At 30.7% G+C, this 20,725-nt stretch carries 19 protein-coding genes; 15 read left to right on the plus strand and 4 right to left on the minus strand.

Translation table 11 applies throughout. From position 1 onward, the window contains the following. The first annotated feature begins 35 nt into the window (after positions 1–35). The 14 genes from prdB to KGF50_RS04580 all read left to right on the plus strand — a co-directional run bounded on the left by prdB (position 36) and on the right by KGF50_RS04580 (position 15,621). Positions 36–761: a D-proline reductase (dithiol) protein PrdB gene (gene prdB, locus KGF50_RS04520; RefSeq protein ID WP_079739805.1), complete on the plus strand. Its 726-nt coding sequence runs from the start codon at positions 36–38 to the stop codon at positions 759–761. Between the two features lie 79 nt (positions 762–840). Then, a complete protein-coding gene (gene prdD / locus KGF50_RS22300) occupies positions 841–1,599 on the plus strand; it encodes a proline reductase cluster protein PrdD (RefSeq protein ID WP_255287823.1) in 759 nt (252 codons plus the stop codon). A gap of 14 nt (positions 1,600–1,613) precedes the next feature. Continuing rightward, a complete protein-coding gene (locus KGF50_RS22305; protein WP_054271688.1) occupies positions 1,614–2,081 on the plus strand; it encodes a glycine/sarcosine/betaine reductase component B subunit in 468 nt (155 codons plus the stop codon). A 17-nt stretch (positions 2,082–2,098) separates the two neighbouring features. Continuing rightward, positions 2,099–2,581, plus strand: a complete 483-nt coding sequence (locus tag KGF50_RS04530) for a glycine/sarcosine/betaine reductase component B subunit (protein ID WP_227846989.1) — start codon at positions 2,099–2,101, stop codon at positions 2,579–2,581. 19 nt (positions 2,582–2,600) lie between these two features. Further along, complete coding sequence (locus tag KGF50_RS04535) at positions 2,601–3,608, plus strand: proline racemase (protein WP_227846990.1); 1,008 nt, start codon at positions 2,601–2,603, stop codon at positions 3,606–3,608. 118 nt (positions 3,609–3,726) lie between these two features. Next, positions 3,727–4,608: a TSUP family transporter gene (locus KGF50_RS04540; RefSeq protein WP_227828326.1), complete on the plus strand. Its 882-nt coding sequence runs from the start codon at positions 3,727–3,729 to the stop codon at positions 4,606–4,608. 645 nt (positions 4,609–5,253) lie between these two features. Further along, positions 5,254–5,889: a single-stranded DNA-binding protein gene (locus tag KGF50_RS04545; protein ID WP_227846991.1), complete on the plus strand. Its 636-nt coding sequence runs from the start codon at positions 5,254–5,256 to the stop codon at positions 5,887–5,889. 183 nt (positions 5,890–6,072) lie between these two features. Further along, positions 6,073–6,642 (plus strand): class I SAM-dependent methyltransferase, encoded by a 570-nt coding sequence (locus tag KGF50_RS04550; RefSeq protein ID WP_021386272.1) that lies wholly within the window; start codon positions 6,073–6,075, stop codon positions 6,640–6,642. A gap of 211 nt (positions 6,643–6,853) precedes the next feature. Then, a complete protein-coding gene (locus KGF50_RS04555) occupies positions 6,854–8,629 on the plus strand; it encodes a sigma 54-interacting transcriptional regulator (protein ID WP_227846992.1) in 1,776 nt (591 codons plus the stop codon). 410 nt (positions 8,630–9,039) lie between these two features. After that, the gene (locus KGF50_RS04560; protein WP_227846993.1) at positions 9,040–10,347 is read left to right on the plus strand and encodes an L-serine ammonia-lyase, iron-sulfur-dependent, subunit alpha; all 1,308 of its coding nucleotides are present in this window, start codon (positions 9,040–9,042) and stop codon (positions 10,345–10,347) included. A 311-nt stretch (positions 10,348–10,658) separates the two neighbouring features. Further along, positions 10,659–11,198 (plus strand): hypoxanthine phosphoribosyltransferase, encoded by a 540-nt coding sequence (gene hpt, locus KGF50_RS04565; protein ID WP_227846994.1) that lies wholly within the window; start codon positions 10,659–10,661, stop codon positions 11,196–11,198. Positions 11,199–12,028: 830 nt separating this feature from the next. Beyond that, on the plus strand, positions 12,029–12,562 hold the full coding sequence (locus tag KGF50_RS04570) for a sigma-70 family RNA polymerase sigma factor (RefSeq protein WP_227846995.1): 534 nt from the start codon (positions 12,029–12,031) through the stop codon (positions 12,560–12,562). A 63-nt stretch (positions 12,563–12,625) separates the two neighbouring features. Continuing rightward, the gene (locus KGF50_RS04575; RefSeq protein ID WP_227846996.1) at positions 12,626–13,843 is read left to right on the plus strand and encodes a DUF4179 domain-containing protein; all 1,218 of its coding nucleotides are present in this window, start codon (positions 12,626–12,628) and stop codon (positions 13,841–13,843) included. A 101-nt stretch (positions 13,844–13,944) separates the two neighbouring features. Continuing rightward, the gene (locus tag KGF50_RS04580) at positions 13,945–15,621 is read left to right on the plus strand and encodes an exosporium protein (RefSeq protein ID WP_227846997.1); all 1,677 of its coding nucleotides are present in this window, start codon (positions 13,945–13,947) and stop codon (positions 15,619–15,621) included. A gap of 250 nt (positions 15,622–15,871) precedes the next feature. Here the strand turns inward: KGF50_RS04580 and dapB (KGF50_RS04585) are convergent, their stop codons facing one another. Continuing rightward, a complete protein-coding gene (gene dapB, locus KGF50_RS04585; RefSeq protein ID WP_227846998.1) occupies positions 15,872–16,627 on the minus strand; it encodes a 4-hydroxy-tetrahydrodipicolinate reductase in 756 nt (251 codons plus the stop codon). Between the two features lie 338 nt (positions 16,628–16,965). Here dapB (KGF50_RS04585) and KGF50_RS04590 point away from each other — a divergent pair, with 338 nt between their 5' ends. Then, positions 16,966–17,955 carry an SPFH domain-containing protein gene (locus tag KGF50_RS04590; RefSeq protein WP_227846999.1) on the plus strand — a complete coding sequence of 330 codons (990 nt, stop codon included), beginning with the start codon at positions 16,966–16,968 and terminating at the stop codon, positions 17,953–17,955. Between the two features lie 165 nt (positions 17,956–18,120). On the opposite strand, the gene dapD is transcribed toward KGF50_RS04590, so the two are convergent. From dapD to dapA, 3 genes are all read right to left on the minus strand, one after another. After that, positions 18,121–18,837: a 2,3,4,5-tetrahydropyridine-2,6-dicarboxylate N-acetyltransferase gene (gene dapD / locus KGF50_RS04595; RefSeq protein WP_227847000.1), complete on the minus strand. Its 717-nt coding sequence runs from the start codon at positions 18,835–18,837 to the stop codon at positions 18,121–18,123. An 82-nt stretch (positions 18,838–18,919) separates the two neighbouring features. Next, positions 18,920–19,669 carry a 4-hydroxy-tetrahydrodipicolinate reductase gene (gene dapB / locus KGF50_RS04600; protein WP_227847001.1) on the minus strand — a complete coding sequence of 250 codons (750 nt, stop codon included), beginning with the start codon at positions 19,667–19,669 and terminating at the stop codon, positions 18,920–18,922. A gap of 67 nt (positions 19,670–19,736) precedes the next feature. Further along, the gene (dapA, locus tag KGF50_RS04605) at positions 19,737–20,624 is read right to left on the minus strand and encodes a 4-hydroxy-tetrahydrodipicolinate synthase (RefSeq protein WP_227433724.1); all 888 of its coding nucleotides are present in this window, start codon (positions 20,622–20,624) and stop codon (positions 19,737–19,739) included. Between the last annotated feature and the right edge of the window lie 101 nt (positions 20,625–20,725).

Below are 20,725 nucleotides of genomic sequence, written 5' to 3' on the forward strand. Positions count from 1 at the left end.
ATTAATCGTTTGAAAATAGAAGGGAGAGGAAATATATGAGCCTTACAACAGTACAAGGACTTCAATCTGAAATATTTGTTCCAATAACACCTCCTCCAGTTTGGACTCCTGTAACTAAAGAATTAAAAGATATGACTATAGCTTTAGCTACAGCAGCTGGTGTTCACTTAAAATCTGACAAGAGATTTAATCTAGCAGGAGATACTACTTTTAGAGCTGTACCTAACACAGCTACAGTTGATGAAATGATGGTATCACATGGTGGATACGATAATGGAGATGTAAATAAAGATATAAACTGTATGTTCCCTATAGATAGATTACATGAATTAGCTGCAGAAGGATTTATAAAAGCAGTAGCTCCTATGCACTATGCATTCATGGGTGGTGGAGGAAACCAACATGTCTTCACTGAAGAAACTGGTCCTGCTATCGCTGCTAAACTTAAAGAAGAGGGAGTAGACGGTGTAGTCATGACAGCTGGCTGAGGTACTTGCCATAGAACTGCCGTGATCGTGCAGAGAGCAATAGAGGAAGCTGGAATACCTACAATAATAATTGCAGCTCTTCCTCCAGTAGTTAGACAAAACGGAACTCCTAGAGCAGTTGCTCCATTAGTTCCAATGGGTGCTAATGCTGGTGAACCACATAACATAGAAATGCAAACACATATATTAAGAGATACATTAGAGCAATTAGTTGCTATACCATCTGCTGGTAAGATAGTTCCATTACCATACGAATATAAAGCTCACGTTTAAAATGTAATTTATATTTGAAAATACAAAACCCTTCTTCTACATAATTAGGAGAGGGGTTTTAAGAACAAAGGTGGCTATTATGGAAGAAAAAATAATGAGAAGACTTGTTATAAAACCGTTTCATATGAATGAAGTTAATTTCGGTTCAAAAACTTCTATAAAGAAAGATGTACTTACAATTGATTTATCAAGTATAGATGAAATAAAAGCAAGAGAAGATTTAATAACAGATATAAAAGTAGATATTATAAAACCTGGAGATTATGACAGGGAAATTAATACTATTATGGACATTATACCAATATCAACCAAAGTTTTAGGCAGATTGGGAGAGGGAATTACACATACTTTAACTGGTGTATATGTAATGCTAACTGGTGCAGATGAAGATGGAAATCAAATGCATGAATTTGGTTCTTCAGAAGGAATTTTGAGTGAACAAATGGTGTTTGGTAGATATGGGACTCCATCAGTTGAAGATTATATAATCCATGTGGATGTAACTCTTAAGGGAGGTTTACCTTTTGAAAGAACACTTCCACTTGCAGCGTTTAAAGCCTGTGATGATTTTATACAAGAAATAAGAACGTCTTTGAAAATGGAAGACGGAAGAAATGCTACTCAAGTTCGTGAATATTTTGACAAAATTCGACCAAATGCAAAAAAGGTTGTCATAGTAAAACAAATAGCAGGTCAAGGAGCTATGTATGACAATCAGTTATTCTCAAAGGAACCTAGTGGTTTTGAAGGAGGAACATCAATTATAGATATGGGCAATGTACCTATGATTATATCTCCTAATGAATATAGAGATGGTGCCCTTAGAGCTATGACTTAAGAGAGGTGGATATTATGGGAATAGGACCTTCAACAAAAGAAACATCTCTTCATCACTTTAGAGACCCACTTTTGGATATAGTTGAAAGTGATAAGGATGTAGATTTACTTGGAGTAATAGTAGTAGGAACTCCAGATGGAAATGAAAATAAAACTTTTGTGGGACAGAGAACGGCCGCTTGGCTGGAAGCTATGAGAGTAGATGGAGCTATAGTCTCTTCAGATGGTTGGGGAAACTCACATGTTGACTATGCTAATACATTTGAAGAAATAGGAAAAAGAGATATACCTGTAGTTGGAGTAACATTTAATGGTACTCAAGCTAAATTTGTTGTAAGCAATCAATATATGAATACCATAGTTGATATGAACAAATCAAAAGAAGGTATTGAGACAGAAGTTGTTGGAGAAAACAACACAAATGAGATTGATGCTAAAAAAGCTTTGGCGTTTTTAAAATTAAAAATGAGAAAGCATGGATAAAAAATTTAAGTAAGGGGATGAGTTTTGTGGGAATTTCTACATCAATGAAAAACACATCACTTCAGATTTTTAGAGACCCATTACTTGATTTAATAGACAATGATCCTGACGTAGATTTGCTAGGAATAGTTGTAGTTGGTACATCAGAGCACAATGAATGGAAATCCTTTTTATCAACTAGGCTTGGAAGATGGGTTGAAGCATTGCGACCTGATGGAGTGATTATAACCTTAGATATGGCAGGAAACCAGCATATTGATTTTACAAATGCTATATCAGAGTTTGTAAAATCAGACATACCTACAGTAGGTCTTACTATTATGGGAGCAGATGGTCTAGTAGTTACTAATCAGTATTTAGATAAAGCTACCATAATTGATTATAAAAAGACAACAGGCTACATAGAAACAGAAGTAGTTGGAGACAATCACATGGATGAAGTTGATGTAAAAAAAGCATTAGCTTTTCTAAAACTAAAAATGCGTAAAAACGCAAAATAAACCTAAGGGGGAATTTGATATGAAATTTAGCAGAAGTATACAAGCTATAGACTCTCATACAGCAGGAGAAGCAACTAGAATAGTTGTAGGTGGAATACCTAACATAAAAGGAAATTCTATGCCTGAGAAAAAAGAATATTTAGAAAAAAATCTAGATTATTTAAGAACTGCTATAATGTTAGAGCCAAGAGGACATAATGATATGTTTGGTTCTGTAATGACTCAACCTTGTTGCCCAGATGCTGACTTTGGAATAATCTTCATGGACGGTGGCGGATACCTTAACATGTGTGGCCATGGTACAATAGGAGCTATGACAGCAGCTATAGAAACAGGTGTAGTTCCAGCAGTAGAACCTATAACTCATGTAGTTATGGAAGCTCCAGCAGGAATAATAAGAGGAGATGTTACAGTTGTAGATGGAAAAGCTAAAGAAGTATCATTCTTAAACGTACCAGCTTTCTTATATAAAGAAGGTGTTGAAGTTGACTTACCAGGTGTTGGAACAGTTAAATTTGATATATCATTTGGTGGAAGCTTCTTTGCTATAATACATGCAAGTCAATTAGGTTTAAAAATAGAACCTCAAAATGCTGGTAAATTAACTGAACTAGCTATGAAACTTAGAGATATAATAAACGAAAAAATAGAAATACAACATCCAACTTTAGCTCATATAAAAACTGTAGATTTAGTTGAAATATATGATGCGCCAACTCATCCAGAAGCTACTTACAAAAACGTAGTTATATTTGGTCAAGGTCAAGTTGACAGATCTCCATGTGGAACTGGAACAAGTGCTAAATTAGCTACTTTACATGCTAAAGGTGAATTAAAAGTAGGAGAAAAATTCGTATATGAAAGTATATTAGGAACTTTATTCAAAGGTGAAATAGTTGAAGAAACTAAAGTTGCAGATTTCAATGCTGTAGTACCTAAGATAAGTGGTTCTGCTTATATAACTGGATTTAATCACTTTGTAATAGATGAAGAAGATCCACTTAAACATGGATTTATTCTTAAATAGAAACAAATAAATTGGGAAATTAAAATAGAATAGTAACCTCTTGCTGGTTACTATTCTATAGCTTTTAGGCTATAAGATTCAGAATATATAAAAAAATAAAAAAACAGGAGGATGGATTATGGTAGCAATCTTAAAGGCATTATACGTAGTATTCGCAGCAATCTTTGCAGTTGTATTTGGTAAAGACGTAGCTAAAGCAAACAAAGAGGGGAAACTAGAAGAACAAAGTACTCCAAAAGTTGCTGTAACAGGATTTATAACAGATTTCTTTGATACATTAGGAATAGGATCATTTGCTCCAACAATAGCAATGTCAAAAGCTTTAAAATTAAACATACCAGATAAGAAAATGCCTGGTACGTTAAACGTAGCACATACTATTCCAGTTGTTACTGAAGCATTTATATTCACATCAATCATACCAGTTGATGGTGTAACTCTAGTATCTATGGTTGTAGCAGCAGCAGTTGGTTCATATATAGGTGCAGGAATAATAGCTAAAATGGACGAAAGAAAGATACAAATGGTTATGGGTGTGACTCTAGCATTAACAGCAATATTAATGTTATTAGGTCATCCTTGGGTTAATGTATTACCAGGTGGAGGAAATGAATTAGGTCTTACTGGTGTTAAATTAGTAATAGGTGTATTAGGTAACTTTATACTAGGTGCTTTAATGACAGCTGGTATAGGACTATATGCTCCAGGTATGGCAATGGTTTACTTTTTAGGAATGTCTGCAAAAGTTGCGTTCCCAATAGTTATGGGTTCTTGTGCATTATTAATGCCAGTTGCAAGTATGAAATTCATAAAAGAAGATGCATATACTAAAAAAGCATCAGTTATAATAGCTATCTGTGGTTTAATAGGGGTTTTCGTAGCAGCATATATAGTAAAAACTTTACCAATGGATATATTAAAAGCATTAGTAATAATAGTTATAGCTTACACTTCTGCTACAATGATAATGGCTGCAAATAAAAATAAAAAGACTGCTTAGTATTTATTAAATATTACAGCTAACAATAAAAATTATAAACTGCTTTGGAACGTTAGTATTAATGTTTTAAGGCAGTTTTTTATTTATTAGATATAATATATAAAGCAATTAGTATGCCAATTATGCAATATATATATAAATTTAGTAAATTAAGTATAAATTTAGTTATATTTTCTGAAATTAAGGTGTAAATTGAAGTTAAATATTTAAATTTAATACTATATAAAATAAAAAAATGTTCATATATTGATGTATATTAGCAAAAATATTAGTATAATAAGTCGAGTATAACTTATAATTGAAGAAAATTGAGTTTATAATGACTTGGTAATTATCTGAATCATTTGAATTAATTTAAAATATTGATATTACTTATGTGTATAAATTAGTTTTGAGTTATATATGACTTAAAAAAGAGATAAGAAGTAATTTAATAGTTAATTTTGATTAAAACAAATAATATATTATATAAATCGTATGATAATTTTATATACTTAAACCAAAAGATTAAATGAAATTTATAAATAAATAAAAAGTTTTAAACAGCAATCAAAGATTTGTAATAAAATACATCACTCACAAATATATTTATTATATAAGCTGATACCAGAAATATAAGAATTAACAATTGTGGAGGGATAAAATATGATAGCTGTTAAAGATGAGAATAACGTAGTAAACTTAAGAGGGGAGTTAGACAACAAGCTAGAATTTAGTCATGAGATATTTGGAGAGAAATTTTATAATGTAAAAATAAAGATAAACAGATTAAGTGATTCCTTTGATACACTTCCTATGACTGTGTCAGAAAGACTTCTTCAAGATATTGATATCAATAAACAAAATTTAGTCAATGTTGTAGGTCAATTGAGATCATATAATAAAACCTTAAATAATAAAAATAGATTAGTGCTTACAGTATTTGTTAGAGAAATAAAGGCTATAGAGGAGGAAAATAAAGACCCAAATAGCATATTCCTAGATGGGTATGTATGTAAAGAGCCTGTGTATAGGAAAACTCCTTTAGGAAGGGAAATAACTGATTTATTAGTGGCTATAAATAGACCTTATAATAAATCTGATTATATACCATCAATAGTTTGGGGAAGAAATGCAAAGTTTGCAAAAAACTTAAAAGTTGGTGATAGAATACAGCTTTGGGGTAGAGTTCAAAGTAGAGAGTATGAGAAAAAAATAGATGAGGATAATGTAGTGAAAAAAATGGCATATGAAGTATCTATATCAAAAATAAAAAGATTAGATGAAAATAATAATGACTAAATATTAAAAATATATTGTTTTTTTATCAAAAAAACTAATAAATTTTCTATAATAACGCATTAAAAATAAATAAAGATTGTTTAAAAAAATACTAATGAAATATCTCTTGAATAGTTGCTCGCCATTTATTATAATGTAAGCTGTACATAATTTATAATTGAGAAAATGAAGAGGTGAAGCATTGTGAAAAGCATATTATATCAGATAAATAGACAGCCAGTTAAAGCTAAATATACATCTGATGAATTAGAATGTTTTTTGGATACAATTGAGTATAATGTAGGGGATAAAATATTGCTTGTTGGTCATATAGGAAACCTAGGCAAGAGATTAAGAGGTCTTGGTACTTCTGTAACTATACTAGAGAATAGTAACTATGAAGATGTATGTTATTCTTTAGTGTATAATGAAAATTGCAATGTAGTTAAAGGTAAGTTAGAGTTTTTGCCATTTGATGATAATCATTTCAACAAGATAATAATAGTAGACCAATTTAATGTTATTACAGATTGTGAAAAAGCTTCATCTGAAATACAAAGAGTTTTAAAAGGTAATGGAGAGGTTATATTAGAAGATTTAAACTTAAAAAATTTAAAAGTTAAACTAAACTATCTTAAGCATAAATTTTGTGGTTCTGTAGCAAAGATTCACTATCCACATGAAGTATTTAATATATTTTCAAGATTAAATTTTGATGGTATGATTAAAGAGTCAAATAAATTAAAATATATTTATGTGGGAAAAAGAAGATAAATGAGTTAAAATATAAATATGGATATAATATAAAAGACTAGGTTAAGCCTAGTCTTTTGTTATAAGGAGATGTAGATATGGAAATAAATTATGAGTTAATAATAATTGTTATGCTCTTTGTAATCCTAATGTCAATTCAATTTACTTTAAATAAGATATATTTAATCCTTAAGGAAATAAGACAAATACTCATGTTAAGAAAAAATAAGGAATGATAACTATGATAGATTTAGAATATATAAAATCTGATATTCAGAACATAGCTGAAGCTATAGTTTCAGTGCTTAATATAGATGTAACTATAGTAAATAGAAACTTATTTAGGATTGCAGGTACAGGTATATATGTGGACAAAATAGGTGAAAAAGTAGATAAATATACAGCTTTTAAAAAGTCACTTACAGAACAAATCACAATACTAATTGATGACCCAAAGAGCAGTGATATATGTAGAGAATGTTATAAAAATAATGCCTGTGTGGAGTTTGCAGAAGTATGTTGCCCAATTATATGTGATGGAGAGTCTCATGGTGTTATAGGCCTTATAGCCTTTACAAAAGAACAAGCACAGATTATAGAAAATAACAAGAGTGGACTTATAAACTTTTTATGTAAAATGGCAGACTTGATATCCAATAAACTAAAAGCTCAAATTAAAACGTACGAACTAGAGTTAGAAAAGAAAAAATTAGAGACTTTATTAAACAATATGGATAAAGCTGTTGTGTCCATTGATGTAGATGGTAAGATTGATAAATATAATTCAAAGTTTAAAGAGCTTTTTAATCTAAAGGACAACATAGCTGGAAAAGATATATTCATTGAGCTAGATTTTATAAAGAAACCTTCTATAAATAACTTTAAGAAGGACAAATCATGTAGCTTTTTTTATAGGAGATATGGATGTGATTCAAAGGGAATATATAACATCAATAAAATAGTATTAAAAAATGAACTAAAAGGATATGTTATTGATTTTATAGATAAAAGAGATGCTATAAAAAACTACAACAAGATGAATAAAGACTATAAGATAAAGCTGGAAAATATAATTGGAGAGAGTATAGCTATAAGAAATTCAAAAAAAGAAGCCCTAATGGCTTCTAAATCCACTTCAACAGTACTTATTACTGGTGAAAGTGGAACGGGTAAAGAGCTATTTGCAAGAGCTATACACAACCATAGTAATAGGGTAGATAATCCTTTTATAGCTGTAAACTGTGCGGCGATACCAGATAATTTATTAGAGAGTGAATTATTTGGATATGAAGAAGGTGCTTTTACAGGAGCTAAAAAAGGTGGAAAACTTGGTATGTTTGAAATAGCCCATAAAGGAAGCATATTTTTGGACGAAATAGGAGATATGAGCTTGCATTTACAGTCAAAGTTGTTGAGGGTATTACAAGAAAAAGAGCTCAATAAGATTGGAAGTAAATCAAATGTTCTGATAGATGTAAGAATTATTGCTGCCACAAATAAAGATTTAGAAAAAATGGTTCAAAATGAAACCTTTAGAGAAGATTTATATTATAGATTAAATGTTATACCAATAAAGCTCCCAAGTTTAAGAGAAAGAAAAGATGATATACCACTTATAATAAAGCATATGATTAAGGAATACTCAAAAAAACTAGATAAAAATGTTATCGATATAGACACTAGGGTTGTTGATGCTATGATTGAATATAAGTGGCCAGGCAATATAAGAGAATTGCAGAATATTATTGAATATAGTGTAAATATGTCTTCATCGCCGATAATTACTATGAATGTAATTCCTCAAAAGATTAAAAATACATCGATAGAAGAATTAGAAGTTAGAAGTGATAAGATAATTCCACTAGACGAACTTGAGAAAATCGAGATAATAAAAGCTTTAAATAAATACAAAGATTATAAAAAAGATAAAGAGTTAACAGCTAAGGCACTTGGAATATCAAGAGCTACATTATATAGAAAAATTGAAAAATACAATATAATTTCTTAGTGATATAAAGTGATGTAAGAATATAATAAAAGGTTATATAAAATTTAAATATAAACAAATAGTAATAGTATATAAAGAACAGTGGATGTTTAAGCCTTAAGAATCCAAAAAATAGTAACTACTAAAATAATAATCGTCTCAAAATGATATAGAATCTCATTTTGAGATTTTTTTTTGTCTTTTTGCGAAATTGTCATCCATTTAGCAAGTGAAAAAAATATAAAAGTTTCATCTAAGTAAAAAAAATATATAATTAAAGCTAGTTATTTCAATATATACACAGTATTAAAATAAAAAAAGAGATGAAAATAAGAAATATGGCATATATCTTGCTATAAATATAGATAAGAAATTATTTAATAAAATTATTCAAGTACTAAAATTAAACTTAATTGGGAGGTTTATATATAATGAGAGATATAAGAAAAGAATTAGTGGAAATGTTAAAAGCAGAAGTTAAACCAGCAGTAGGATGTACTGAACCAGTAGCTTTAGCTCTAGCATGTGCAAAGGCAAAAGAATTACTAGGAGAAGAAATAGTAGAAAATCATATGCTAGTTAGCCCTAGTATCTATAAAAATGGTATGTGTGTAGGCATACCAGGAACTGAAAGATTAGGATTAAAAATAGCAGCAGCTCTAGGGATAATAGGAGGACATTCTGAAAACGGATTAAGTGTATTAGAAACTTTAACAAAGGAAGAAGTTAAAATAGCAGAAGACTATATGGACAACACTCCTTTATCAATAACACCTGCGGATACAAAAGAGAAAGTTTTTATAGAAGTTGCATTAAAAGGAGCAAATCATACTTCTAAAGTTAGAATAAGAACTAAACATGATAACTTTACATTCTTAGAAAAAGACGGAGAAGTATTATTGGATAATGAACCAAAAGTATCAGTTTCAAATGCTTCAGCAGAAAAAGTTGAGAGTTTGATGGACACTGTAACTATACAAGAATTAATAAAAAATGTAGAAGGTATTGATTTTAAAGATATAGAGTTTTTACTAGATGGAGTAAAAATGAACGAAGAAATGGCTGAATATGGCTTGAAACAAAAGACTGGAATTGGTGTTGGATACGGAATTAAAAAGTCTATGGAAGAAGGTCTTTTAGGTAATGATGTTATAAACTATGCAATGATGTTAACTGCTGGAGCTTCAGATGCAAGAATGGCAGGAGTAAAAATGCCTGTTATGAGTTCAAATGGTAGTGGAAATCATGGATTAACAGCAATTCTTCCAATAGTTGCTTACAATAAAAAGTTCCCACAATCTGATGAAAGATTAGCAAAAGCTTTGGCTATATCTCATTTAGTAACTGGTTATATTAAGAATTATACAGGTAGATTATCTGCTGTATGTGGCTGTGGAGTTGCAGCATCTACTGGAGCAACTGCTGGTATATCTTGGCTTATGGATGGAAGTGAAAAACAAATAGAAGGTGCAATAGAAAATATGATAGCTGACTTAAGTGGAATGATATGTGATGGAGCAAAAGCTGGTTGTGCATTAAAATTATCATCTGCTGCATCTGCTGCAATACAAAGTGCTATAATAGCTAAGCAAGACTGTTTTGTACCACCATTAAATGGTATAGTTGGTTCAAGTGTTGAGCAAAGTATACAAAACTTAGGAAGAGTAAGTGATAAAGGTATGTCTATAACAGATGAGATAATATTAAATGTAATGAATGATATGAATAAAGTTGACTAATTTACAATATTTCTTATATTGCAATATATAATGAAAGTAATATAAATAAATTTAATTAGTGCCCCTAATAAATTATGATTATATATAAATGGGAAAAACTTGCTAGTGCAAGTTTTTTCTTTTTTGTCTAAAATATATAGTATATGATTTAGTAGGGATATATGATTTACTTAAAATAGATAATATCTTGTTAATAATTGTTGAATATACTTAAAAACTCAATAATATTGGCTAATATTGAATAAGAGTATTGAAAAAGTGAGCAATCTCTTATAAAATTAAGAAGGATTATTACAATTGGAGGTCTTTTTATGGATATAGAAACAAAAAAATGGGAAGTATTGTATTCAGAAGAAAAAATTAATGATAAATTAAAAGAATTAGGAGCAATTATAGAGAAGGACTACAAAGATAAAAATCTTATGATTGTGTCTCTATTAAAAGGAAGTTTTATATTTTGTGCAGATTTAGTTAGAAATATAAATTTACCTCTTAGAGTTAATTTTATGACTACTTCTAGTTATGGAAATAGTGAAGAGAGTACTGGAACGGTTAAAGTTGTTTCAGATGTAACTACTGATATAAAAGGCTATGATGTATTAGTTGTAGACGATATTACTGACTCTGCCTTAACTATGGATTTTGTTTTAAAGCATCTAAAAGCTAAAAATCCTGCTAGTTTAAAATGTTGTGTACTTTTAGACAAGCCAAGCAGAAGAAAGGTTGATTTAGTACCAGATTATTGTGGGTTTGCGATAGAAGACAAATTCGTAGTAGGATATGGATTTGATTTTGAAGATTACTATAGAAATGTTCCTTATATATTTAATGTAACTGATGAAGATAGATAAGCAATTATTTAATTTTATAGGTACCTCAATATGATTTTTATGAATCATATTGAGGTACCTTTTGTTTGAGACATCTTTTATTTGGGATATCTTTTTATGTAGACTATTTAATATAAGTGGCATATTTCTGTCACTGTTTTGTGTACATAACCTTCTATTTTTTCTGTGTTTTATATATCCAATCTTATATCCCGTCTGTGTCTATCAGATATAAAAAGATTACTTAATGACATAATTACTGGAAATATTATAAAGCATATAATTGATATTTCAGGTAAAATTGTTGAAAGTGCAAATATAGCAATCAAGTATAGGAAAAAAATAAACATGTGAAGTAAAGAAAGTTTTTCTCTTCCTTGCCCTATTTCTCTGATGATATTATCTTTTTTATTTTCTTTTAAGAGAGTTAAAAATAATACTCTTATTCCAAAATCATTTAATAAATATACTATTGCATACCCAAGAGCAGGTATAATATTGTATTACTTTTCGTAAAGAACATTTTTAAGGTACATAAACAATGTGTATTCTTTATTGTTTATAATAAGAGTGAAGAATTTATACTTTCATTATGCTTGTATTAATTTCTTCAGAAGCTTATTTTCATTTTGATTATATAATAAGGTACCTTTTTATTTTGAGATTGATTTGAACTTATCTTGTATTTGTATCAAGTTATAAGTTTAATATAGTAAACTTGTTTTTGATAGTTTTATCCAAGTTTTGATTCTGTGTTTGGGGATATTAAAAAAAATTTTAAAAATTTGATAGGAAATACGATTTTTAATTGTATTAGTAGTTGTAGAAGCTTTTACAAAGGAGGAGTTAACTTGGAGGATAAATTAATAATTAAAAATATAATAAAGAAAAAAGAAAAGGGCATGGAGATGCTTATAGATGAGTATGGGAATTTTATAGCATCTATAGTTAGAAGAACTCTTATGGATGCTAAAATTTATGAGGAAGAATGTGTTGATGATGTGCTTTTGTCAATTTGGAATAACATAGAAAAATTTGATAATGAAAAAAACTCTTTTAAAAACTGGATAGGTTCTATTTCTAAATACAGAGCGATTAATTATAGGAAAAAGTATATAAGTAGTAATACTTATTTAAATATAGAACATGAAGAAATACCATATATAGATAAAGAGTTGGATATGAGAGAAATTGAAGAGGAAATAAATGACCTTATAAGCACATTAAATGATAAGGATGCAGAAATCTTTAGAAGGTATTATTTAGAAGACATATCACTAAAAGATATAGCTATACAAAATGAAACCACTGTTGAAAATTTACATAATAGATTATCAAGAGGACGAAAGAAGTTGAGATTGCATTTAAATAAAAAGAAAGCTTAGAGATAATAGATAAGATAATTAAGGATTTAAATATAGAAAATATAGAATAAAAGGAGAGTTTTTATGAAAGATAAATTTGATTTATTTAATGAAACAAATATAGATATAGAAAAATACGATGATGTTGTATTAAGTAATGAAGAAAAGGATGAAATGAAGAAGAGAATGAAATCTAAGATTCAATATAGTAAAAAGAATAATTTTAAGAGATATGCTTTAGTAGGAGGATTATCAGTAGTTATTTTAGGTTCGACTGCGTTTACTAATGAAACTACCTTAGCATATATGCAACATCTTGGAAAGCAAATAGAATATTTCTTTAATAAAGATACTGAAGAACTTAAACCTTATAAAAATATTGTAGATGAGGTTGCTACAGATAAAGGAATAGATATAAAGTTAAATGAGATTATGCTTGGTGATGGAGAATTATTTCTCAATATAAGTGTGGATGATAGCAAACTTGATAAAGATGCTTTGGGATTAAAGAAACAAGGAGGATTCTTAGGAATTGATGATATCAAAATAAAGGTTGGAGATATGAACTTTGTTTCAATAACAGGACCTTCTACATCAGAAAAAAATAAAGATGGTACTACTAATATGGTTATGACTTGTAAGCTTGATAATCTGGATAAAGATGGAGATGGAAAAGGTGATGTCGAAAATTTTGACTTATTAAAAAATGTAGATTTAAATAAAGACTATGATATAAACATAAGTATAAATAAAGTTGAATATGAGCTAAATAAGGATATAAAAACATCAAAAGAGATAGAGATAGGAAATATGGGAGGAGTAGAGGGTGAACACCTAAATGGATATCTTAGTGGAAATTGGGAATTTAATACAAGTATAAATGGTTCAAATATAGTCAAAGATACAAGAATTTATAATGTAGATAAAAGTGTAAAATTAAAAAATAAAAATATCGATGTTGATTTAGTCTTAAAAGAAGTAAGGGTTTCTCCTACGAAAATTAGAGTGATTTACGGATTTAAAACTAATAAATATAATTTTAATAAAGGTGATGATACACCAAAGATACTTGAGTTTGGACTTAAAGATGGAAGAGGAAAAGATTTAGAATTACTTAGTGGCGCAGGAGGTTATAACTTAAGTTACTCTAAGGGTAATTATATTGAATCTTCTCTAGAGTATGAAATTAAGAAAGATGTTAAAAAACTAAAAGTAACTCCAATAATAGAAGATTGGAGTAAAGAAATTAATAATATAACAGAATTTAAAAACCAAAGTATAGATGTTGATATAAGTAAATAGATGTATTATCACATAATAAATTGTCGATTCATACAATATATAGAGCAATGCTAGATATTTATCTAGTATTGCTCTAATTTTAAAAAGGGAGGATTTATTATATGGATGATTACAAAGACAATTCAGGTTCAAGTTTATATCAAGATGTAGGACCAACGGGACCAACAGGACCAATCGGTCCGACGGGTCCTAAAGGAGCAACGGGAGCGACAGGAGCAAATGGAATAACAGGTTCAACAGGAAATACCGGAGCAACAGGAGCAAATGGAATAACAGGTCCAACAGGAAATACTGGAGCGACAGGAGCAAATGGTGTAACAGGTTCTACAGGTCCTAAAGGGGCAACCGGAGCAACAGGAGCAAATGGAATAACAGGTCCAACAGGAAATACCGGAGCAACAGGAGCAAATGGAATAACAGGTCCAACAGGTCCTAGAGGAGTAACAGGAGTAAATGGAGCAACAGGTTCTACAGGCCCAACAGGAAATGCTGGAGCAACAGGAGCAAATGGGATAACAGGTCCAACAGGGAATACTGGAGCAGATGGAATAACAGGGCCAACAGGTCCTAGAGGGGCAACAGGAAATACAGGAGCAAATGGAATAACAGGGCCAACAGGAAATACAGGAGCGACAGGAGCAAATGGAATAACAGGCCCAACAGGAAATACAGGTTCAACAGGAGTGACAGGTTCTACAGGAAATACTGGAGCAACAGGAGTAGATGGAGCAACAGGTTCTACAGGACCAATAGGAGCAACAGGGGCGACAGGAGCAGATGGAGAAGTAGGTCCAACCGGAGCAGTGGGAGCAACAGGAGTAGATGGAGAGGCAGGTCCAACCGGAGCAGTAGGAGCAACAGGGGCAACAGGAGCAGATGGAAAGACAGGTCCAACAGGTCCAACCGGAGCAACCGGAGCAGACGGAGAAGTAGGAGCAACCGGAGCGGTAGGAGCAACAGGTCCAGATGGAAAGACAGGAGCAACAGGAGCAGTAGGGGCAACCGGAGCAACAGGAGCAGATGGAGAGATAGGTCCAACAGGAGCAGTAGGAGCAACAGGAGCAAATGGAGCAACAGGCCCAACAGGAGCAGTAGGAGCAACAGGAGCAATAGGAGCAACAGGAGTAGCAGGAGCAACAGGCCCAACAGGAGCAAATGGAGAAATAGGTCCAACAGGTCCAACAGGCCCAACAGGAGCAGATGGAAAGATAGGTCCAACAGGAGCAGTAGGAGCAACAGGAGCAACAGGAGTAGCAGGAACAATAGGTCCAACAGGAGCGACAGGAGTAGCAGGAACAATAGGTCCAACAGGTCCAACAGGAGCAACAGGGGCTAATGGAATAACGGGTCCAACAGGAGCAACAGGAGCTGCAGGAACGTTAGCATCAAATAATGCACAATTTATAGTTTCATCTCCAAGTTTAATAAATAATTCAGTAGTGACATTTAATTCATCATTTGTAAATGGAACAAATATAACTTTACCAACAAGTAGTACTATAAACCTTGCAGTTGGAGGTATATATAATGTATCCTTTGGTGTACGTGCCACACTTTCACTTGCAGGATTTATGGCAATTACTACTAACTTTAATGGCACAGCTCAAACTAACTTTGTCGCAAAAGCAGTAAATACCCTTACTTCATCAGATGTAAGCGTAGGGTTAGATTTCTTAGTTGATGCTAGAGCAGCAGCTGTTACTTTGAGTTTTACATTTAATTCAGGCACAACAGGTACTTCACCATCTGGATTTGTTTCAGTATATAGAATACAATAATTAACTTGATAGTTAAAGGATGGAAGTTATAAAAATCAAATGATAAAATTATATATGTTAATAACTAGAACAATAATCAAAAAATATGTTTTCATATAAGATAAAAATATAGATAAGATAAACTTTTAACAGATATATTAAAATCTCAATCTATTAGATATTCAAATTGATAAGTCCTAATATCTAAGTAGATTGAGATTTATTATGTATAAAGCAGATTAGTATTTATTACATATAAAAATATATAAAATTATCCTAGTATATCTGCCATTTTATAAAGTCCAGATTGTTTACTAACTAAAAATTTAGCTGCAACAATAGAACCATCTGCAAAGACTTCATCAGATTGAGAGTGATGACTTAATGTAAGGACTTCATTATCTCCTGCAAATATAACATCATGGTCACTTATTATATTTCCACCCCTTATAGAGTGGATTCCAATTTCATTTGTCTTTCTTTTGCAATCTCTACCATATCTTCCATGTTTATTTTCACTTTCAGGTAAGACCTCTTTAATTGCATTGGCTATCATATTAGCAGTACCACTAGGGGCATCTTCTTTTCTGTTATGATGTTTTTCTATGATTTCAATATCAAAACCTTCTAACATTTTTGATGCATCTTTAACTAATTTTATTAAAATATTTACACCAAGAGATGTATTTGAGGATAATAATATCGGAATATTTTTTGATGCTTTTTCTATTTCATTTAATTCATCCTCATCATATCCAGTAGTAGCTAATACTACAGGTGTATTATTTTTTAGTGCATATGATAGGATTGGAGCTAAGGTTTCATGATGTGAGAAATCTATTATAACATCTGCTTTTTCCGTTACATCAGTCATTGTCTTATAAAGTTTCGTATCGCCATGATAAGTATTTTCATCAGCAGACCTAGCTACACCACAAACCAACTCTAATTCACTATCTTTTTTTACACATTCTGCTAACACTCTTCCCATTGTTCCATTATAACCACTAATTATGACTTTTAACATAAAATCCTCCTATGAAATTAATAAAATTTTGTTATATTTCTATAAGTTTATTTTATCACTAATATAATTTATAGAAAATAATATTAGTGATAATAAACTTATAATTTACTGGATATTAAAAAAATTGTATTCAGATTTAATATATATTTAAATACAAGTTCATATCTAATAAAGTTTGCTTACAAATCAGTATTAGTATATTAAAATAACTAAGGATGTGTCTTTAAAAATATATAAATATAGAGTATTAATTTTAAACTCAACAATTTGAGCATTAAAAGTGATATTATTAAATTAGAAGTATCTTAACTTAATATAAAAAGATGGGAGAGGTGACTATGTTAAAAGAAGAAAAAACTTATCAAGAAAAGGATGCTAAAGTATTTAATGGAGTAGTAGCTTTGATAATGATTATCTTGTTTTTAATAGTTTCAATAGCTGTTATGGTTTTTGGAATAATAAAACTTGACAATGGGTTCACTGGAATAGGTTCGTTTATGTTAGTTTTAAGTATTTTGTTTATAGTGATAGATTTTATACTGTGCTTTGGACTAAAAATGATTAATCCAAAAGAAGCTATTGTTCTAGTTTTATTTGGGAACTACTATGGAACTATAAAAAAAGAAGGATACTATTGGGTAAATCCATTTTGTTCAGCGGTAAATCCAACATCATCAGGAATTAATGTATCAAAATCTTCGTCTACTGAAAAAGTAGATATATCCTCTAATCCAAGAGGAAAGAAAGTATCTTTAAAAACAATGACTCTTAATAATGAAAAACAAAAAGTTAATGACTTATTAGGAAATCCTATTATAATAGGTGTTGTTGTAATTTGGAAAGTTATAGATGCAACTAAAGCTGTATTTAATGTTGATAATTATAATACTTTTTTATCAATTCAATGTGATTCAACTATTCGTAATGTTTCAAGACTTTATCCATATGATGTGTCTGAAGATGGTGATGAAAAATCTCTTCGTGGTAGTAGTCAGGAAATAGCAGATAAATTACAAAAAGAATTACAATCTAGGGTAGATATTGCAGGGATTGAAGTATGTGAAGTAAGAATTACTCACCTTTCTTATGCACCAGAGATTGCAGCAGCTATGTTACAACGTCAACAAGCAGAAGCTATAATAGCAGCACGTAAAAAGATTGTTGAAGGGGCTGTAAGTATGGTAGAGATGGCATTAACTAATTTAAGTGAGAATAATGTTGTGACTTTAGATGAGGAACGTAAAGCAGCTATGGTAAGCAATTTATTGGTTGTTCTTTGTGGTAATAAAGATGCACAACCAGTAGTAAACAGTAGTTCAATTTATTAGGATATAAGCAATACCATTAAATTAAGAATGTTTAAATTGCATGCAAGTAAACTAGTAAATTAAGGGTATTTAACAAAGATAAATTAAATAGCTATAAAAAGAGAGTGTCTCTAATGAATTAAATTCATATAGAGACACCTTTTAATTAATAATAATATTATCTAATTAGTCTAAATGTCTAAGGTCTTCCATAAGTTTAGTCTTGTCAGCCGTTTTTTCGTCTTTCATTTTTATAACTTTAGCAGGAGAACCAGCAACAACAGCACCAGCTTCTACGTCAGTAGTTACAACAGCACCAGCTGCAACAACAGCACCTTTACCGATTCTAACACCTTCAAGAACAACTGCATTAGCTCCTATTAAAACATCATCTTCAACTATAACAGGAGTAGCAGAAGGTGGCTCTAAAACACCAGCAACAACAGCACCAGCACCTAAATGAACATTTTTACCAAGAGTACCTCTAGCACCAATAACAGCATTCATATCTACCATAGAACCTTCACCAATAACAGCTCCTATATTTATAACAGCTCCCATCATTACAACAGCATTTTTTTCTATAGTAACCATGTCTCTTATTATTGCACCTGGTTCGATTCTTGCGTGTTCACTTAAAGTATTTTTTAGAGGAATGGCAGAATTTCTTCTATCATATTCTACATGAGTATCTGTTATATCGTTACCATGTTTATCTAATACTTCCATTATATCTTCATAGTCACCTACAAATACATAAGAACCATTGTTTCCAAATACTTTAAATTTATCAGTTGATTGGAAATGTAAAGAGTTAGTATTTACATATACTTTAACAGGTGTTTTCTTTTTAACTTCTTTTATATATCTTGCTATTTCATAAGCATCGTTTAAATTTACCATTTGTTAATTCTCCTTGTATTTCATTATATTTCTTTTATTATATACTCATATATACTAATTTATCAACCTTAGTATATACTTACTATCCTAACATGCTATCCATGTTATAAAATCCTGGTTTTTGTTTAACTAAGTATTTAGCAGCAGCTATAGAACCACTTGCAAAAATACCACGAGATTGGGCTTGATGACTTATTGTAAGGACTTCGTTATCTCCAGCAAATAGAGCATCATGTTCACCAACAATATTTCCACCTCTTATAGCATGTATACCAACCTCATTTGGTTGTCTTTTTGCACTACGCCCATATCTACCATAATTATTTTCAACACTTGGTAAAACCTCTTTTATAGCGTTAGCAATCATAACAGCTGTACCACTTGGGGCATCTACTTTTCTGTTGTGATGTTTTTCTATTATTTCTATATCGAAACCTTCTAATAATTTAGCTGCATCTTTAACCAATTTCACTAATACATTTACACCAAGAGACATATTATATGATTGGAATACAGGAATAACTTTAGCCGCTTCATGTATTCTATTAATTTCTTCATCATTATATCCAGTAGTGGCAATTACTAAAGGAGTTTTAGTTTTTAAAACGTAAGATAAAATATTGTCTAAATTAGAGTGATGAGAAAAATCTATAACTACATCAGCTTCTTCAACTATAGTATTCATATCTTCATAAATTTTAAGATTGCCTTCACAGCTATCCATACCTCTAGCTGCAACGCAAACTAATTCTAGTTCACTATCATCTCTTATAGTATCGGCTAAAATCTTGCCCATTTTTCCATCATAACCAGTTGCTATAACTTTTAACATAATTTCCTCCTATGATTAAGGGCTAACTTTTGACCAAACTTAGTTTTTTACCATGCATTAATTTGTACTATGCATTAACTTTTAGTCCAAAGTTAACTAATTCTTTCTTTAATACCTCTAAGTTCGCTGGGTCCATTTCTGCTAGAGGAAGTCTTAAATCTCCAACATTGAATCCTAATAAATTCATTGCAGTCTTAACTGGTATAGGATTTACTTCTATAAATAAAGCTGCGATTAAAGCATCCATACCAAGTTGTAATTTTCTAGAACCTTCTATATCACCTTCAAAGAATTTAGCCACTAAATCGTGTGTTTCTTGAGGGCAAACATTAGCAAGTACTGATATAACTCCTTGACCTCCTAAAGACAATAAAGGAAGTATAGTATCATCATTACCAGAGTAGATAGCAAAGTCATCTGGAACTAAGCTAGCTATTTCTGCAACTTGTCCTAAGTCCCCACTAGCTTCTTTTACAGCAACTATATTATCTATTTTAGCAAGTTCAACTATAAGACTAGGGCTTATATTAACACAAGTTCTTCCAGGCACATTGTAAAGTATAATTGGAAGCTTAACACTGTTAGCGATTGTTTCAAAATGACGTTTAAGTCCAGCTTTATTGGCTTTATTGTAATAAGGAGTTATTATTAATAGAGCATCTACTCCTAATTTTTCGGCTTCTTGGCTTAAATTAACTGAGTGCATAGTATCATTAGAACCACTTCCTGCTATAACAGGAACTCTTTTATTAACTTTTTCAACAACATACTTAATAGTAGCAAGTTGTTCTTCATCAGTCATAGTATTAGCTTCACCAGTAGTACCACAAGCTACTATAGCATCAGTACCATTAGCGATTTGGTATTCAACCAATTCACCTAATTTGTCGAAATCAACTTTGCTATCCTTTGTAAATGGAGTAACTAGAGCAACAGCAGAACCTTTAAATATCATAAAAAATCAATCCCCTCTTTTTTAGTTTTGTGTTTTATATTACAGTTACTTCTAATGCTTATTTTTACTTATTATTAATATTTTACAAAATCATATATTTA

It is taken from the genome of Clostridioides sp. ZZV15-6598 (assembly GCF_020657705.1).
GTDB lineage: Bacteria > Bacillota > Clostridia > Peptostreptococcales > Peptostreptococcaceae > Clostridioides > Clostridioides difficile_F.

Coding starts and splice junctions, on each gene's coding strand:
- KGF50_RS04575 (WP_227846996.1), top strand. CDS start 12,626: ATGAAAGATAAATTTGATTTATTTAATGAAACAAATATAGATATAGAA.
- KGF50_RS04540 (WP_227828326.1), top strand. CDS start 3,727: ATGGTAGCAATCTTAAAGGCATTATACGTAGTATTCGCAGCAATCTTT.
- prdD (WP_255287823.1), top strand. CDS start 841: ATGGAAGAAAAAATAATGAGAAGACTTGTTATAAAACCGTTTCATATG.
- hpt (WP_227846994.1), top strand. CDS start 10,659: ATGGATATAGAAACAAAAAAATGGGAAGTATTGTATTCAGAAGAAAAA.
- dapA (WP_227433724.1), bottom strand. CDS start 20,624: ATGATATTTAAAGGTTCTGCTGTTGCTCTAGTTACTCCATTTACAAAG.
- dapD (WP_227847000.1), bottom strand. CDS start 18,837: ATGGTAAATTTAAACGATGCTTATGAAATAGCAAGATATATAAAAGAA.
- KGF50_RS22305 (WP_054271688.1), top strand. CDS start 1,614: ATGGGAATAGGACCTTCAACAAAAGAAACATCTCTTCATCACTTTAGA.
- dapB (WP_227847001.1), bottom strand. CDS start 19,669: ATGTTAAAAGTTATAGCAACTGGTTATGATGGAAAAATGGGCAAGATT.
- KGF50_RS04555 (WP_227846992.1), top strand. CDS start 6,854: ATGATAACTATGATAGATTTAGAATATATAAAATCTGATATTCAGAAC.
- KGF50_RS04560 (WP_227846993.1), top strand. CDS start 9,040: ATGAGAGATATAAGAAAAGAATTAGTGGAAATGTTAAAAGCAGAAGTT.
- KGF50_RS04545 (WP_227846991.1), top strand. CDS start 5,254: ATGATAGCTGTTAAAGATGAGAATAACGTAGTAAACTTAAGAGGGGAG.
- KGF50_RS04590 (WP_227846999.1), top strand. CDS start 16,966: ATGTTAAAAGAAGAAAAAACTTATCAAGAAAAGGATGCTAAAGTATTT.
- KGF50_RS04530 (WP_227846989.1), top strand. CDS start 2,099: ATGAGTTTTGTGGGAATTTCTACATCAATGAAAAACACATCACTTCAG.
- dapB (WP_227846998.1), bottom strand. CDS start 16,627: ATGTTAAAAGTCATAATTAGTGGTTATAATGGAACAATGGGAAGAGTG.
- KGF50_RS04580 (WP_227846997.1), top strand. CDS start 13,945: ATGGATGATTACAAAGACAATTCAGGTTCAAGTTTATATCAAGATGTA.
- KGF50_RS04535 (WP_227846990.1), top strand. CDS start 2,601: ATGAAATTTAGCAGAAGTATACAAGCTATAGACTCTCATACAGCAGGA.